The organism is Stenotrophomonas maltophilia (genome assembly GCF_001274595.1).
In the GTDB taxonomy this organism is placed as follows: Bacteria; Pseudomonadota; Gammaproteobacteria; order Xanthomonadales; family Xanthomonadaceae; genus Stenotrophomonas; species Stenotrophomonas forensis.
In genome coordinates, this window is sequence record NZ_CP011010.1 from 1894325 (window position 1) to 1908762 (window position 14438).

Annotated in this window: 13 protein-coding genes; 7 read left to right on the forward strand and 6 right to left on the reverse strand. The window is 67.7% G+C overall.

Annotated features, from left to right (window positions below; all coding sequences use genetic code 11):
• Positions 1-49 precede the first annotated feature (49 nt).
• The 4 genes from hrcA (at position 50) to dnaJ (ending at position 5055) form a co-directional block, all read left to right on the forward strand.
• On the forward strand, positions 50-1114 hold the full coding sequence (hrcA, locus tag VN11_RS08935; protein ID WP_008266321.1) for a heat-inducible transcriptional repressor HrcA: 1065 nt from the start codon (positions 50-52) through the stop codon (positions 1112-1114).
• Positions 1115-1177: 63 nt separating this feature from the next.
• The gene (gene grpE, locus VN11_RS08940; protein WP_006434173.1) at positions 1178-1693 is read left to right on the forward strand and encodes a nucleotide exchange factor GrpE; all 516 of its coding nucleotides are present in this window, start codon (positions 1178-1180) and stop codon (positions 1691-1693) included.
• Positions 1694-1848: 155 nt separating this feature from the next.
• Positions 1849-3774 (forward strand): molecular chaperone DnaK, encoded by a 1926-nt coding sequence (gene dnaK, locus VN11_RS08945; RefSeq protein ID WP_006434175.1) that lies wholly within the window; start codon positions 1849-1851, stop codon positions 3772-3774.
• A 153-nt stretch (positions 3775-3927) separates the two neighbouring features.
• On the forward strand, positions 3928-5055 hold the full coding sequence (gene dnaJ / locus VN11_RS08950; RefSeq protein WP_006434177.1) for a molecular chaperone DnaJ: 1128 nt from the start codon (positions 3928-3930) through the stop codon (positions 5053-5055).
• A 60-nt stretch (positions 5056-5115) separates the two neighbouring features.
• Here dnaJ and VN11_RS08955 read toward each other — a convergent pair whose 3' ends face one another.
• A complete protein-coding gene (locus tag VN11_RS08955; RefSeq protein WP_053449490.1) occupies positions 5116-5913 on the reverse strand; it encodes an AraC family transcriptional regulator in 798 nt (265 codons plus the stop codon).
• A 72-nt stretch (positions 5914-5985) separates the two neighbouring features.
• On the opposite strand from VN11_RS08955, the gene VN11_RS08960 reads away from it, so the two are divergent.
• From VN11_RS08960 to VN11_RS08970, 3 genes are all read left to right on the forward strand, one after another.
• On the forward strand, positions 5986-7185 hold the full coding sequence (locus VN11_RS08960) for an MFS transporter (protein ID WP_053449491.1): 1200 nt from the start codon (positions 5986-5988) through the stop codon (positions 7183-7185).
• Between the two features lie 525 nt (positions 7186-7710).
• A complete protein-coding gene (gene pdxY / locus VN11_RS08965; RefSeq protein WP_053449492.1) occupies positions 7711-8619 on the forward strand; it encodes a pyridoxal kinase in 909 nt (302 codons plus the stop codon).
• Positions 8616-9740, forward strand: coding sequence for a prephenate dehydrogenase (locus VN11_RS08970; protein WP_053449493.1), 1125 nt, complete (start codon positions 8616-8618; stop codon positions 9738-9740). Before pdxY ends, VN11_RS08970 begins: the two co-directional genes overlap by 4 nt.
• 250 nt (positions 9741-9990) lie before the next feature.
• On the opposite strand, the gene VN11_RS08975 is transcribed toward VN11_RS08970, so the two are convergent.
• The 5 genes from VN11_RS08975 to VN11_RS08995 form a co-directional block, all read right to left on the reverse strand.
• On the reverse strand, positions 9991-10185 hold the full coding sequence (locus tag VN11_RS08975; protein ID WP_005416191.1) for a hypothetical protein: 195 nt from the start codon (positions 10183-10185) through the stop codon (positions 9991-9993).
• A gap of 76 nt (positions 10186-10261) precedes the next feature.
• Positions 10262-12034 carry an ABC transporter transmembrane domain-containing protein gene (locus VN11_RS08980; protein WP_053449494.1) on the reverse strand — a complete coding sequence of 591 codons (1773 nt, stop codon included), beginning with the start codon at positions 12032-12034 and terminating at the stop codon, positions 10262-10264.
• Positions 12027-12623, reverse strand: a complete 597-nt coding sequence (locus tag VN11_RS08985; RefSeq protein WP_053451288.1) for an IMPACT family protein — start codon at positions 12621-12623, stop codon at positions 12027-12029. Before VN11_RS08985 ends, VN11_RS08980 begins: the two co-directional genes overlap by 8 nt.
• Before the next feature lie 40 nt (positions 12624-12663).
• Positions 12664-13680: a hypothetical protein gene (locus tag VN11_RS08990; RefSeq protein ID WP_053449495.1), complete on the reverse strand. Its 1017-nt coding sequence runs from the start codon at positions 13678-13680 to the stop codon at positions 12664-12666.
• Positions 13677-14195, reverse strand: coding sequence for an RNA polymerase sigma factor (locus tag VN11_RS08995; protein WP_232281436.1), 519 nt, complete (start codon positions 14193-14195; stop codon positions 13677-13679). The genes VN11_RS08990 and VN11_RS08995 overlap by 4 nt, the downstream gene beginning before the upstream one ends.
• Positions 14196-14438 lie beyond the last annotated feature (243 nt).

Below are 14438 nucleotides of genomic sequence, written 5' to 3' on the forward strand. Positions count from 1 at the left end.
AGGGGATGCGCCGCCATTATCTAGTGTCCGTGTCTCACAGGTTGATTCCATGCACGGTTCTCCCGACCAGCTTGCCCCGCGTGCGCGCCATCTGCTGCGCACGCTGATCGCGCGTTACATCCAGGACGGCGAGCCGGTCGGCTCGCAGACGCTGGCGCGTGTGGCCGGCCTGGAGGTCAGCCCGGCCACCATCCGCAACATCCTCGGTGACCTGGAGGACCTGGGGCTGCTGGCCTCGCCGCATACCTCGGCCGGGCGCATTCCGACCGCGCATGGCTACCGGGTGTTCGTCGACAGCCTGCTGCAGATGCAGCCGCCGGGGGAGGGCGAACTGGCCCGCCTGCGCCAGGAGCTGGCCGGCGGCGGCAGCACCCAGGCCCTGCTGGGCAGCGCCTCGGAGCTGCTGTCGGCGATGAGCCACTTCGTCGGCGTGGTCAGCGCGCCACGGCGCGAGCAGTTCGCCTTCCGCCAGATCGATTTCGTGGCGCTGGACGGGCGCCGGGTGCTGGCGATCCTGGTGTTCGCCGACAACGAGGTACAAAACCGGGTCATCGAGACCCGCCAGGAGTTCGCGCCGGGGCAGCTGGAGCAGGTCGCCAACTACCTCAACGCCCATTTCGCCGGGCTGCCGATGGCCGAGATCCGCACCCGCCTGCTGCTGGAGCTGCGCGACGCCCGTTCCGAACTGGAGCAGCTGCTGGCGCACAGCATCGAGCTGGCTGAGCAGGCCCTGCAGCCAGCGGCCGACGACATGCTGGTGGCCGGCCAGACCCGGCTGATGGGCGTGCAGGACCTGTCCGACCTGGAGCGCCTGCGCGAGCTGTTCGAGCTGTTCTCCAGCAAGCGCGAGATCCTGCAGCTGCTGGAGCGGACCATCCAGGCCCCGGGCGTGCGCATCTTCATCGGCGAGGAGACCGGAATGATGCCGCTGCAGGGCGTTTCGCTGGTCACGGCCCCCTATACCGCCAACGGCCAGGTGCTGGGCGTGCTGGGCGTGATCGGGCCCAAGCGCATGGCCTATGACCGCATGATCCCGCTGGTCCAGGCCACCGCTGATGTGCTGGGCGCGGCCTTTTCGCCGGCCGGTCGCACGCCGGGGACATCCGACGCTTGAAACGCAGCATCCCGCCCACACTAGGGTGGGTGGAGGCGGAGATTGACCGCCAGGGACCCAGACATGAACCACGAACATCCAGATATCGAATCCCAGCAGACCGCCGCCGATGCGGCCGCCACCGCCGGCGTCAACGACGAACTGGAGCGCCTGCGCGCCGAAGTTGAACAGGTCAGGGCCGATGCGCTGCGTGAGCGCGCCGACCTGGAGAACCAGCGCAAGCGCGTCGCCCGTGACATCGAGCAGGCCCGCAAGTTCGCCAACGAGAAGCTGCTGGGCGAGCTGCTGCCGGTATTCGACAGCCTGGATGCCGGCCTCAAGGCCGCCGGCGATGATCCGCACCCGCTGCGCGAGGGCCTGGAGCTGACCTACAAGCAGCTGCTGAAGGTCGCCGCCGACAACGGCCTGGTCCTGCTGGACCCGACCGGCCAGCCGTTCAACCCGGAACACCACCAGGCCATCAGCCAGGTGCCGACCCCGGGCGCCGCCCCCGGCACCGTGGTGACCGTGTTCCAGAAGGGCTACCTGCTCAACGAGCGTCTGCTGCGGCCGGCGCTGGTGGTGGTGGCCGCCGACTGACGGCAGCGCCGGGCCTTGCCCGGCAACGTTTTCCAGGCGCTGAACACAGCGTTCGGGAGATGGCTTGAATGTTCCACGAGCCTCCCCCACATCGTATTCATCCACCGGCCGAACGGCCGGACTGACCCCAACAAGCATCCTCAGGAGTCTCCCCCATGGGCAAGATCATTGGTATCGACCTCGGCACCACCAACTCGTGCGTGGCGATCATGGACGGCGGCAAGGCCCGCGTCATCGAGAATTCGGAAGGCGATCGCACCACCCCGTCGATCGTCGCCTACACCAAGGACGGCGAAGTCCTGGTCGGCGCCTCGGCCAAGCGCCAGGCCGTGACCAACCCGAAGAACACCTTCTACGCGGTGAAGCGCCTGATCGGCCGCAAGTTCACCGACGCCGAAGTGCAGAAGGACATCGCGCACGTCCCGTACGGCATCCTGGCCCATGACAATGGCGACGCCTGGGTGTCGACCAGCGACGGCAAGAAGATGGCGCCGCAGGAAATCTCGGCCAAGGTGCTGGAAAAGATGAAGAAGACCGCCGAGGACTTCCTCGGTGAGAAGGTCACCGAAGCGGTCATCACCGTGCCGGCCTACTTCAACGACAGCCAGCGCCAGGCGACCAAGGACGCCGGCCGCATCGCCGGCCTGGACGTCAAGCGCATCATCAACGAGCCGACCGCGGCCGCGCTGGCCTATGGCCTGGACAAGGGCGACAACAAGGATCGCAAGATCGTGGTGTACGACCTGGGCGGCGGTACCTTCGACGTCTCGGTGATCGAGATCGCCAACGTCGACGGTGAGAAGCAGTTCGAAGTGCTGGCCACCAACGGCGACACCTTCCTGGGCGGCGAAGATTTCGACAACCGCGTCATCGAGTACCTGGTTGAAGAATTCAACAAGGACCAGGGCATCGACCTGCGCAAGGACCCGCTGGCCCTGCAGCGCCTGAAGGACGCCGCCGAGCGTGCCAAGATCGAGCTGTCCAGCGCCCAGCAGACCGAAGTGAACCTGCCGTACGTCACCGCCGACGCCTCGGGCCCGAAGCACCTGAACATCAAGCTGACCCGCGCCAAGCTGGAAGCGCTGGTGGAAGACCTGATCAAGAAGTCGATCGAGCCGTGCCGCGTCGCCCTGAACGATGCCGGCCTGCGTTCGAGCGACATCAGCGAAGTGATCCTGGTCGGTGGCCAGACCCGCATGCCGAAGGTGCAGCAGGCGGTGACCGAGTTCTTCGGCAAGGAACCGCGCAAGGACGTCAACCCGGACGAAGCCGTGGCACTGGGTGCGGCGATCCAGGGCGGCGTGCTCGGCGGCGACGTCAAGGACGTGCTGCTGCTGGACGTGACCCCGCTGTCGCTGGGCATCGAGACCATGGGTGGCGTGTTCACCAAGATCATCGAGAAGAACACCACCATTCCGACCAAGGCCTCGCAGGTGTTCTCCACCGCCGAGGACAACCAGTCGGCCGTGACCGTGCACGTGCTGCAGGGTGAGCGCGAACAGGCCCGCTTCAACAAGTCGCTGGCCAAGTTCGACCTGTCCGGCATCGAGCCGGCCCCGCGCGGCCTGCCGCAGGTGGAAGTGTCCTTCGACATCGACGCCAACGGCATCCTGCACGTGTCGGCCAAGGACAAGAAGACCAACAAGGAACAGAAGGTCGAGATCAAGGCCGGTTCGGGCCTGTCCGAGGAAGAGATCGCACGCATGGTCGCCGACGCGGAAGCCAACCGCGAGGAAGACAAGAAGTTCCAGGAGCTGGTGCAGGCCCGCAACCAGGCCGATGCCCTGATCCACGGCACCCGCAGCGCGATCACCGAGCACGGCAGCAAGGTCGGCGGCGAAGTGATCGGCAAGGTCGAGGCGGCCCTGGCCGACCTGGAAACCGCGATGAAGGGTGACGACAAGGCGCAGATCGAAGCCAAGTCGAAGGTGCTGGAAGAAGCCGGCCAGTCGCTGTTCGCCGCGGCTTCGGCCGACCAGGGCGGTGCCGCCCCGGGTGCCGACGCCGGCAACGCTGGCAAGGGCAACGACGATGTGGTCGATGCCGAGTTCACCGAAGTCAAGGACGACAAGAAGTCCTGATCCGGACCGACGCGGGACGCTGCCTGGCAGCGTCCCGTTGTCGCATCAGGGTCCTGGCCGCCACCGGCGTGTCGGGGCGCCCGACGCAAGAGCGGACCTGGTTCCGCTCTTCCGCTTTGACGAATCCCGACTTTCCGGAACCAGATTCACGATATGAGCAAGCGCGATTACTACGAAGTGCTGGGCGTTGCCCGCACCGCCACCGACGACGAGCTGAAGAAGGCCTACCGTCGCTGCGCGATGAAGTTCCACCCGGACCGCAACCCGGGTGATGCGGCGGCCGAAGCCTCCTTCAAGGAGTGCAAGGAAGCCTACGAAGTGCTGTCCGACGGCAACAAGCGCCGCATGTACGACAGCCACGGCCACGCTGCGTTCGAGCACGGCATGGGCGGTGGTGGCGGTCCGGGCGGCCCGGACATGAACGATATCTTCGGCGATATCTTCGGCAACATCTTTGGTGGAGCAGGCGGTGGCCCGCGCCAGGCCCGTCGCGGCGCCGACATCGGCTACGTGATGGAGCTGGACCTGGAAGAAGCGGTGCGTGGCGTTGAGCGCCGCATCGAGATTCCGACCCTGGCCGAATGCGGCGACTGCGATGGCAGTGGCTCCGAAGACGGCAAGGTCGAGACCTGCAATGTGTGCCATGGCCGCGGCCAGGTGCGCATCCAGCGCGGCATCTTCGCCATGCAGCAGGCCTGCCACAACTGCGGCGGCCGCGGCCAGATCATCGCCAAGCCCTGCAAGACATGCCACGGCAACGGCCGTGTCGAGGAAGACAAGGTGCTGTCGGTGAAGGTGCCGGCCGGCGTCGATACCGGCGACCGCATCCGCCTGCAGGGTGAGGGCGAGGCCGGTCCGGCCGGTACCCCGCCGGGTGACCTGTACGTGGAAGTGCGCGTGCGCGAGCATGCCATCTTCCAGCGCGATGGCGACGACCTGCACTGCGAAGTGCCGATCCGCATCTCGCAGGCCGCATTGGGCGACACCGTGCGCGTGGCCACCCTGGGGGGTGAGGCGGAGATCCGCATCCCGGCCGAGACCCAGACCGGCAAGCTGTTCCGTCTGCGCGGCAAGGGCGTGCGTTCGGTGCGCAGCCGCAGCGAGGGCGATCTGTACTGCCGCGTGGTGGTGGAGACCCCGGTCAACCTCACCAACGAACAGCGCAAGCTGCTGGAGCAGTTCGAAGCCACCTTCGTCGGCGAGGAAGCACGCAAGCACTCGCCGAAGTCGGCCACCTTCATGGATGGCGTGAAGGGCTTCTGGGACCGCATGACGTCCTGAGTTTTTCAACGGAAAAGTTGAACGAAAGCGCCGGGCCAAGCCCGGCGTTGTCGTATGCGGTCAACGGAAAAACGCCGCCGGCGTCTGCCCCAGCTGCCGCTTGAACATGCTGGTGAACGCGCTCGGGCTGTCGTAGCCCATCGCCAGCGCCACATCGATGACCTTGTCGCCGACCGCCAGTCGCTCCAGGGCGGCCAGAAGCCGCGCCTGCTGCCGCCATTGCCCGAAGGTCATGCCCAGTTCGCTGGCAAAATGGCGCTGGATGGTCTTCACGTCCACCTCCAGTGCCTGCGCCCAGTCCTGCAGCGTGGCGTCATCGCCAAGGTGCTTCTGGATGTGCTGGCAGATCCGCTGCAGGCGCGGGTCGGTCGCGGCGGGCAGATGCAGTGGCAGCACGTCCATGCGATGCAGTTCGTCCAGCAGCAGGCGCACCACGCGGCCATCTCGGCTGTCTTCGATGTGCTCGCCCTTGATCAGCGTGGCAGCCTGCAGCAGCTCGCGCAGCAGGGGTGCCACCTGTACCGCGAACGGTTCGGCCGGCAACTGCGGCGCGAACAACGGGTCGATGTACAGGCTGCGCATGTGCACGGCGGCGATGCAGTCGACCGCGTGCACCATGCCGGCCGGCATCCAGATCGCACGGGTCGAGGGCACCACCCAGCGGCCCACTTCCGAGCGCACCACCATCAGCCCCGAGATGGCATAGACCAGCTGGTGGCGCTGGTGCTTGTGGCCTGCGATGTGGGTACCGGCCGGGTACTGGGTGACCCGATAGGTGACCGGGCGATGCTGGGGGACGTCGCGCCAGGGCGCCGCCGGATCGACGTCGCTGGCAATGTCCTTTTTGCGATAGGCCATGACCCGAACGCGGCAGAAGGGAGGGGAGGGCAACCGTAGCATGCGTGGCTCGCCCCCAACCTGACTGCGTCCATGTCCGCCCTGGCTTCTCCCGCAACGACCTCACGCCCGGTGGCTCCCGGTGTGCTGGCTGCCATTTCCACCTCGCATGTCGTCAACGACATGATGCAGTCGCTGATCCTGGCCATCTATCCGGTGATCAAGGGCGGCTTCAATCTCAGCTTCACCCAGATCGGCCTGATCACGCTGACCTACCAGCTCACCGCCTCGATCTTCCAGCCGTTGGTCGGCATGGCCACCGACCGGCGCCCGGCGCCGTACTCGCTGCCGATCGGCATGGCCTCGACCCTGTGCGGCATGCTGCTGCTCGGCTTCGCGTCGAGCTACGCCGTGGTGCTGCTGGCCGCCGCGATGGTCGGCATCGGTTCGGCGATCTTCCACCCCGAGGCCTCTCGCATCGCGCGGCTGGCCTCGGGCGGCCGTCATGGCTTCGCGCAGTCGGTGTTCCAGGTCGGCGGCAATTTCGGTACCGCGCTCGGCCCGCTGATCGCCGCTGCGGTGATCGTGCCGTATGGCCAGCACGCCGCCTCGTGGTTCGCCGGTGCGGCCCTGATCGGCATCGCGCTGCTGACCTATGTCGGCCGCTGGTATGCGCTGCACCTGGGCACGCCGCGTCCGGCCAGCACCGCGTCGATGGCGCCTCGGCATCCGCCGCGCACCGTGGCCAAGGTGCTGGCGATCCTGCTGGTGCTGATCTTCAGCAAGTACTTCTACATGGCCAGCATCGGCAGCTACTTCACTTTCTACCTGATCCACCACTTCGGCATTCCGGTGGCGCAGGCGCAGCTGCACCTGTTCGCATTCCTGGTGGCGTCAGCCGCAGGTGGTTTCCTGGGTGGCCCGCTGGGTGATCGCATCGGTCGCAAGCCGATCATCTGGACGTCGATCCTGGGTGTGGCGCCGTTCGCGCTGATGTTGCCGCATGCGGATCTGTTCTGGACGACGGTGCTGGCGGTGCTGATCGGCTTCGTGCTGTCCTCGGCGTTCTCGGCGATCGTGGTCTACGCGCAGGAGATGATGCCGCACCGCATCGGCATGGTGTCGGGCCTGTTCTTCGGCTTCGCGTTCGGCATGGGCGGATTGGGCGCGGCCGTGCTCGGCCTGCTGGCAGACAAGACCAGCATCGAGTACGTCTACCAGCTGACCGCGTTCCTGCCGCTGCTGGGCATCGTGGCTGCGTGGCTGCCGCCGTCGCGGCCTGCTGCTCACTGAGGGGTTTTGCTTTGCAGGGCTTGCAGCCCTGCACCTGCTTAAAGCCGAAGCAACAGCCGAAGCTGGTTTCCTGAGGGTTGGCGGGGTGGGTCCGGTTGAGGGGGACGCCGTAAATACGTCCATGTAGGCTTGGTCGCGGCATCCATGCCGCTCACACCCCCTCAACCGGACCTACCCCGCCTTCGACAGTTTTCCGCGATCTGGCAGAGCGGCGTTTTGCTCTGGTAGGTGTCGACCTTGGTCGACACGGATGAATTCATTCGATGTCACACAGATGTGCCGACCAAGGTCGACACCTACCAACAGCACACGGAATCTGTCAGAGGTGGGGCGGTGTCGGAGTGCGGGGTGTCAGCCGCATGGATGCGGCTGCCAAGCCCCCATGGATGGGTTCACGGCGTCCCCGCACTCCGACACCGCCCCTCCATCCCAGGGAATGCGAGCTTTTGACGTTGCCGTTGCTGTTGCTTCGGCAGGTGCAGGGCGCAGCCCTGCCGAACCCTCCACCGGGCGTAGAATGCTGGCATGAGCGAATCCCTTGACAACCACCTGGTCCACGGCCGCCGCCAGCGGCCCGACGGCCCATCGCCGATCGATGTCATCTCGGTCCAGTCGCAACTTGTCTACGGCCACGCCGGCAACAGCGCCGCCGTTCCGCCGATGCGCGCGCTCGGCGTTCGCGTGGCGGAAATCCCGACCGTGCTGCTCAGCAACGCGCCGTTCTACGACACCACCCGCGGCCGCGTGCTGCCCGCCGACTGGTTCGCCGACCTGCTGCTCGGTACCTACGAACGCGGCCTGCCGCAGCGGGCCAGGATGCTGGTGTCCGGCTACTTCGGCAGTACCGCCAACGGTGCCGCGTTCGCCGACTGGCTGGACGAGATCCTGCCGGCCTGCCCACAGCTGCGCTACTGCCTCGACCCGGTGATCGGCGATACCCATACCGGGCCCTATGTCGAGCCTGGCCTGGAAGCGATCTTCGCCGAGCGCCTGCTGCCGCATGCCTGGCTGGTCACGCCGAATGCATTCGAACTGAACCGCCTCACCGGCATGCCGGCGTTGGCGGAGGCCGATGCCATCGCCGCCGCCCGTACGTTGCTCGACCGTGGTCCGCAATGGGTGATCGCGCACAGCGTCGGTGGAAACCCCGGCGAGCTGGTGACCCTGGCGGTCGGTCGCGGGGAAACCTGGCGCTGGACCTCGCCGTTGCTGCCGGTGGATGTGGCCGGCACCGGCGATGTGCTGATGTCACTGGTGGTGTCGTTCCTGCTGCGCGGCGAATCGATGCAGCAGGCGATCTCGCGCGCCATTGCCGGTACCCATGCAGCGCTGGAGGCGACCCTGGACAACGGCTTCGAAGAGTTCGACGTGATCGCCGCGGCGCCTGCCGCACTGGCCGAAGGCACGCGCTTCCGCGCCGAACGCGTGGCATGAGCGATCTGCACAAACGCACGCCGCGCACGGTCGGTATCGTCGGCAGCGCCGGCGCCTACGGGCGCTGGCTGAGCCGCTTCTTCCAGCAGCACATGCAGCTGCAGGTGATCGGCCATGATCCAGCGGACCCGGCCTCGCACACGCCGGAGCAGCTGCTGGCGCAGGCTGACGTGCTGGTGTTCTCGGCACCGATCCGGCACACGCCTGCGCTGATTGCCCAGTACGTGCAGCAGTCGGCGGGGCGCGAGCAGGACCGCCTGTGGCTGGACGTGACGTCGGTGAAGGAAGCGCCGGTGCAGGCGATGCTGGCCTCGCAGGCTGAAGTGGTCGGCCTGCATCCGATGACCGCGCCGCCCAAGGCACCGACGCTGAAAGGCCGGGTGATGGTGGTGTGCGAAGCGCGGCTGCAGCACTGGCAGCCGTGGGTCGACGCGTTGTGCGCGGCGCTGCAGGCCGAGTGCGTGCGCGCCACCCCGCAGCACCACGACCAGATGATGGCGCTGGTACAGGCGATGGTGCATGCCAGCCACCTGGCCCAGGCTGGCGTGCTGCGCCAGTACCAGCCGCAGCTGGGCGATCTGGCCGCGATGATGCCGTATCGTTCGGCGTCGTTCGAGCTGGATACCGCGATCATTTCGCGCATCCTGTCGTTGAATCCGGCCATCTACGAAGATATCCAGTTCGGCAACCCGTACGTGGCGCCGATGCTGGAGCGGCTGATCGGCCAGTTGCAGTCCCTGCAGGCACAGGTCGGGCAGGGCGACGACGGCGCACGCGGCGCATTCCGTGAGCAGCTGTTGTCGGCCAACCGCAGCGCCTTCGGCGAGCAGGCACTGTCTGACGGCAACTACACCTTCGAGCGGGTGGGCTACCTGCTGGCGGACCTGACCGAGCGCAATGCGCTGTCGGTGCATCTACCAGAAGACCGGCCCGGTTCGCTGCGTGAGCTGCTGAATGTGTTCGAGCAGCACCGCATCAGCCTGGCCTCGATCCACTCCTCGCGCACGCCAGGCGGCGAAGTGCATTTCCGTATCGGGTTCGTGGCGGGTAGCGACCCGGCAGCGATCGCAGCGGCGGCGGCCGAGGTGGACGCCAGCGGCATCGGCCGGGTGCTGGGCTGAATTCATCCACAGGCAGTGTGGATGATTTCTGCGCAAACGTGTGGATAACCGTGCGCAGGCCTTGGTCCGCAAGGCTGTCAAGATGCCTGGCGATAAATTGGCCACGCCTCTTGTATGGTCGAGCGATGCTCGACCGCCCTTGGCAGAAAGCGTGTCGACCAAGGTCGACACCTACCAGAGCGGGGCGATGCGGAATCCCCAGAGCGGGGCGATGCGGAATCCGGTGGCGCCGGGCCATGCCCGGCAAACCTCAGATCGTCAGCCGCAGCTCGCCGCCGCTGGTGGTGAACTCGCGGCCGTTGCGCACCAGCTGGCGGCCATCATCCAGCTCGTAGCGCGGCGTGGCCTCGGAGTGGTGCCCGCTGCCATTCGCCTCGGGCTTGAACTCGATGATGATGTGGCTTTCGCCATTGCTGTCGACGGCGGGAAACTGACGGAACGACATCGTGCACCTCCTTCTACGGACTGCGAACGCTGCTTTTGGTCGCCAGCTTGGTCCGGCCGATGTTAGGCGACCGTCATCAATCGATGAACTGCAGCCTAGCCAGTTCAGCGTACAGACCGCCTTCGGCCAGCAACTGTGCGTGCGTGCCCTCGGCCACGATACGGCCCTGGTCCATCACCACGATGCGGTCGGCCTTGAGCACGGTGGCCAGGCGGTGGGCGATCACCAGCGTCGTGCGGCCGGCCATCAGCCGCTCCAGCGCCTGCTGCACGCTGTACTCGCTCTGCGCGTCCAGCGCGCTGGTGGCTTCGTCCAGCAGCAGGATCGGTGCGTCCTTCAGCAGCGCACGGGCAATCGCCACGCGCTGCTGCTGGCCGCCGGAGAGGCGGGCGCCGCGCTCACCCAGTTCACTTTCGTAGCCCTGCGGCAACGCACGCAGGAAGCCATCGGCCTCGGCCGCGCGTGCGGCCTGCTCGACCTCGTCGTCGCTGGCCTGCAGACGGCCATAGCGGATGTTCTCGCGCGCACTGGCCGCGAACAACGTCGGCTGCTGCGGTACCAGTGCCAGCTGCGCGCGCAGTTCGGCAGGGTCGGCCTGGCGCACGTCGACGCCATCCACGCAGATGCGGCCGCTGGCCGGATCGTGGAAACGCAGCAGCATCGACAGCACCGTGCTCTTGCCGGCGCCGGACGGGCCGACCAGGGCCACGGTTTCGCCGGGCCGCACGTGCAGGGTGAAATGATCCAGCGCGGCCTGGTCCGGCCGCTGCGGGTAATGGAACACCACATCGTCGAACTGGATTTCGCCACGCAGCGGCTGCGGCAGTGCGTGCGGCTGTGCCGGCGCACGGATCTCGATGTCTTCCTGCAGCAGTTCACCGATGCGGCCCATGCCACCGGCCGCCCGCTGCAGCTCGTTCCAGACTTCGGCCAGCGCGCCGACCGAGCCGCCGCCGATCAGCGCGTACAGCACGAACTGGCCCAGCGTGCCGGCGCTCAGGCGCCCGTCGATCACGTCGTGAGCGCCCAGCCAGAGCACCCCCACGATGGCGCCGAACACCAGCAGGATGGCGCTGGCGGTGACCAGCGACTGCGCACCGATGCGGCGGCGCGCGGCCTTGATCGCGTCGCCAAGCGCGTGGTCGAAGCGGCCGCGTTCGTATGGCTCACGGGCATGGGCCTGCACCGTACGCACCGCACCGAGGGTCTCGCTGGCCAGGCTGTTGGCATCGGCGATGCGGTCCTGGCTGTTGCGCGCGACGGTGCGCAGCTTGCGCGCGCCGATGATGATCGGCAGCACCGCCAGCGGGATGCCGAGCAGCGACCACGCTGCCAGCCTCGGGCTGGTGACGAACAGCATCGCCAGGCTGCCGACCACGGTCACGCTGCTGCGCAGGGCGACCGACATCGTCGAACCGACCACGCTGCGCAGCAGTTCGGTGTCGGCGGTCAGCCGCGAGACCAGCTCACCGCTGCGGCTGCGATCGTGGAAGCCGGCGCCCAGCTGGATCAGGTGCGCGTACAGCTGGCTGCGCAGGTCGGCGACGACCTTTTCGCCCAGCAGCGACACGAAGTAGAAGCGCGCGGCGGTGCCCAGCGCCATCACCACCGCCACCAGCATCAGCAGGGCGAAGGCACGGTTGATCTGGCCGCCGCTGCTGAAGCCGTGGTCGATCATCTGCTTCACGGCCGGTGGCAGGCTCAGCGTGGCGGCCGAAGAGACAGCCAGGGCCAGCAGCCAGGCCGTGAACAGGCCGCTGTGGCGGCGCACGAACGGCCATAGCGTGCGCAGGCTGCCAAGGCGGCGCAGCGGCGGGGTCGAAGCGGGGGCGTCGTCCTTGTCAGTCATCCTGGTCGTCGTCTTCTATGCGGATACGGTCACGGGTGGCGTCGCGCAGGCGGATTTTCAATGCGTCGACCTGATCGGCAGGCAATTCGATCCGCAGGCACACGCCATTGGCATCGAACTGTTCATCACGCTTCCCGGCACCAAAGGCGGGAAGGGTGGCATGCAGGCTGCCCAGGTCCTCGAAGCCGGCCAGCAGCTGCAGGCGGGCCATGGTGACCAGCGGCAGGCGTGGCGCGGTGCGCAGGCACTCGGCGGCGGCACCGCCGTAGGCGCGGACCAGGCCGCCGGCACCGAGCTTGATGCCGCCGAACCAGCGCGTCACCACCACCATCACCCGGTCGAAACCCTGGCCATCGATGGCGGCCAGGATCGGCCGCCCGGCGGTGCCTGCGGGCTCGCCATCGTCGCTGGAGCGGTAGTCCTGCCCATGGCGGTAAGCCCAGCAGTTGTGCGTGGCATCGGCCACTGCAACCTGCTGCAGGAACGCCATCGCCGCCGCGGCGCCATCAATCGGCGTGGCATGGGCAATGAAGCGGCTGTGTTTGACTTCCAGCGTGTGACTGACCGGCTGGGCGAGGGTATCGGGCATCTCCACCATTCTACGGTGTTGCGCCCGACCTCCGTGGGTCTCAGTCGTCCAGCAACGGGCGAAGGTCGCGCGGCAGGCGCGATTCTGGATACTGCTCGATGTAGCGTTCCAGGCTGGCGCGGGCAAGGTCGCGCTGGCCCGCATCGCGGCGCTCACGGATTTTTTCCAGCCACTGCCGGCGTGGCAGGCGCGCGTCGGCGCCGACTTCTGCCTGCACCGCATCGGCACTCAGGCTGGCATCGCTGCTGCGGCGCATGACGCCCGCCGCGGAACGGCTGGCGGCCTCGCGCTTCATCGAGGTGATCTGTACCCGATCCAGTGCCTGCGCCGGCTCGGCGTTGGCTGCGGCGTTGTCCATGGCCGCTTCGGCCGTGCGTGCCTTGAGCGCCGCTGCCGGAGCGGGCGCGAATGCCGGAGCAGGTGCCGAGTAGGCTGCCGGGGCCGGTGGCGCAGGCGGAGCCGCTGCTGGTGCGGCTGACGGTGTGGCAAAAGGCGTATCGGCGGCGGCCTCTGCCGCCCTTGAGCGCGCGGCGCGTGCCGGTGCGTCCACGGGTGCAGGCTGGGGTGCTGCCGCCACTGCGGGTGCACGCTCGGCGGAAGCCGGTGCGGGCGTGGGGGTGGCCATCGGAGCAGCCATCGGAGCAGCCTCGGGCGTTGCCGGCGGTGCAGCCGGTTCTGCGGCTGCCGCCGTACGGTCCGCGGCGCCGCCTGCAGCAGGCGGCGCGTCGGCTGCGATCTCGGCAGCAGCAGGTGCTGCAGCGACGGCTGCTTCACCTGCCGGGACCGGCGGTGGTTCCGGGCGCAGTTGCCAGGCGATGCCGATGGCGAACACCATCGAGGCGGCGATACCGAACACGGCCGGCCAGCGCGAGCGTGAGCGCCGTGCGCGGGGTGCTTCCGGGGAGGCGGCGGTTGCGGCGGCCGGTGCGTCCACGGCGGCGCGCGCCGCGGCCAGGATGGCGGCGTCGAGCGCGGCCGGCGGCGCCTGTTCGGCGCGACGGCCGAGCAGGCGGGCCAGCTCGCGTTCTTCCGGCGTCAGCGGTTCGTCTCGGTTCATGCGTTCAATCCCGCACGCAGCTTGTCCATCGCATAGCGCAGCCGCGATTTCACTGTTTCCCGGCCTACGCCGGTGATCTGGCCGATCTCCTCCAGGCTCAGTTCCTGATCCAGCCGCAGCTGCAGCACTTCGCGCTGCTCGGGCGGCAGTTGTTCCATCGCCAGTTGGATGCGGCGACGTTGTTCGAATTCGGAAAGTTCGGCTTCCGGGGTCTGCCCATCCTCGATGGCGGCCAGGCGCAGGTCGGCGTCGGCCGGTGCGGAGGGACGATGGCGGGCGGCACGCCAGTGATCGTTCAAGCGGTTATGGGCGATGCGGAACAGCCAGGTGCTGAATGCCGCCTCGGGCTGCCAGCCGGCGCGGGCGCTGATCACCCGCTGCCAGACGTCCTGGAAGATCTCCTCGGCCAGCGCGTTGTCGCGCAGTTGCCGCAGCAGGAAGCCGAACAGCCGCTTGCGATGGCGCGCATACAGGCTTTCGAACGCGCGCAGGTCGCCACCGGCCCAGGCCAGCATCAAGGCTTCATCGGTTGGCAATGCGCTGGCTTCCACGGCGTACAGGGTAAGGCCTGCAGGCGATGGCGCATAGCCGGTGGCGAGGGCGGGCAGGGCAGGGTTCATGGCGCGCAAGGGGCTACGGACAGCAGGAAAAACGTACGGGCGCACGATTCGGGGTTTGCGGGCTTCCATTGCCCCCCGGGTGGCGCGCTATGCTCGACGGCTCAGGGGAGGCGACGCACAGACGGCGCCAAGAGATTG

Excerpts from the sequence above, each read along its gene's own strand:
- hrcA (WP_008266321.1), top strand. The coding sequence starts at position 50 with ATGCACGGTTCTCCCGACCAGCTTGCCCCGCGTGCGCGCCATCTGCTG.
- grpE (WP_006434173.1), top strand. The coding sequence starts at position 1,178 with ATGAACCACGAACATCCAGATATCGAATCCCAGCAGACCGCCGCCGAT.
- dnaK (WP_006434175.1), top strand. The coding sequence starts at position 1,849 with ATGGGCAAGATCATTGGTATCGACCTCGGCACCACCAACTCGTGCGTG.
- dnaJ (WP_006434177.1), top strand. The coding sequence starts at position 3,928 with ATGAGCAAGCGCGATTACTACGAAGTGCTGGGCGTTGCCCGCACCGCC.
- VN11_RS08955 (WP_053449490.1), bottom strand. The coding sequence starts at position 5,913 with ATGGCCTATCGCAAAAAGGACATTGCCAGCGACGTCGATCCGGCGGCG.
- VN11_RS08960 (WP_053449491.1), top strand. The coding sequence starts at position 5,986 with ATGTCCGCCCTGGCTTCTCCCGCAACGACCTCACGCCCGGTGGCTCCC.
- pdxY (WP_053449492.1), top strand. The coding sequence starts at position 7,711 with ATGAGCGAATCCCTTGACAACCACCTGGTCCACGGCCGCCGCCAGCGG.
- VN11_RS08970 (WP_053449493.1), top strand. The coding sequence starts at position 8,616 with ATGAGCGATCTGCACAAACGCACGCCGCGCACGGTCGGTATCGTCGGC.
- VN11_RS08975 (WP_005416191.1), bottom strand. The coding sequence starts at position 10,185 with ATGTCGTTCCGTCAGTTTCCCGCCGTCGACAGCAATGGCGAAAGCCAC.
- VN11_RS08980 (WP_053449494.1), bottom strand. The coding sequence starts at position 12,034 with ATGACTGACAAGGACGACGCCCCCGCTTCGACCCCGCCGCTGCGCCGC.
- VN11_RS08985 (WP_053451288.1), bottom strand. The coding sequence starts at position 12,623 with ATGCCCGATACCCTCGCCCAGCCGGTCAGTCACACGCTGGAAGTCAAA.
- VN11_RS08990 (WP_053449495.1), bottom strand. The coding sequence starts at position 13,680 with ATGAACCGAGACGAACCGCTGACGCCGGAAGAACGCGAGCTGGCCCGC.
- VN11_RS08995 (WP_232281436.1), bottom strand. The coding sequence starts at position 14,195 with ATGCTGGCCTGGGCCGGTGGCGACCTGCGCGCGTTCGAAAGCCTGTAT.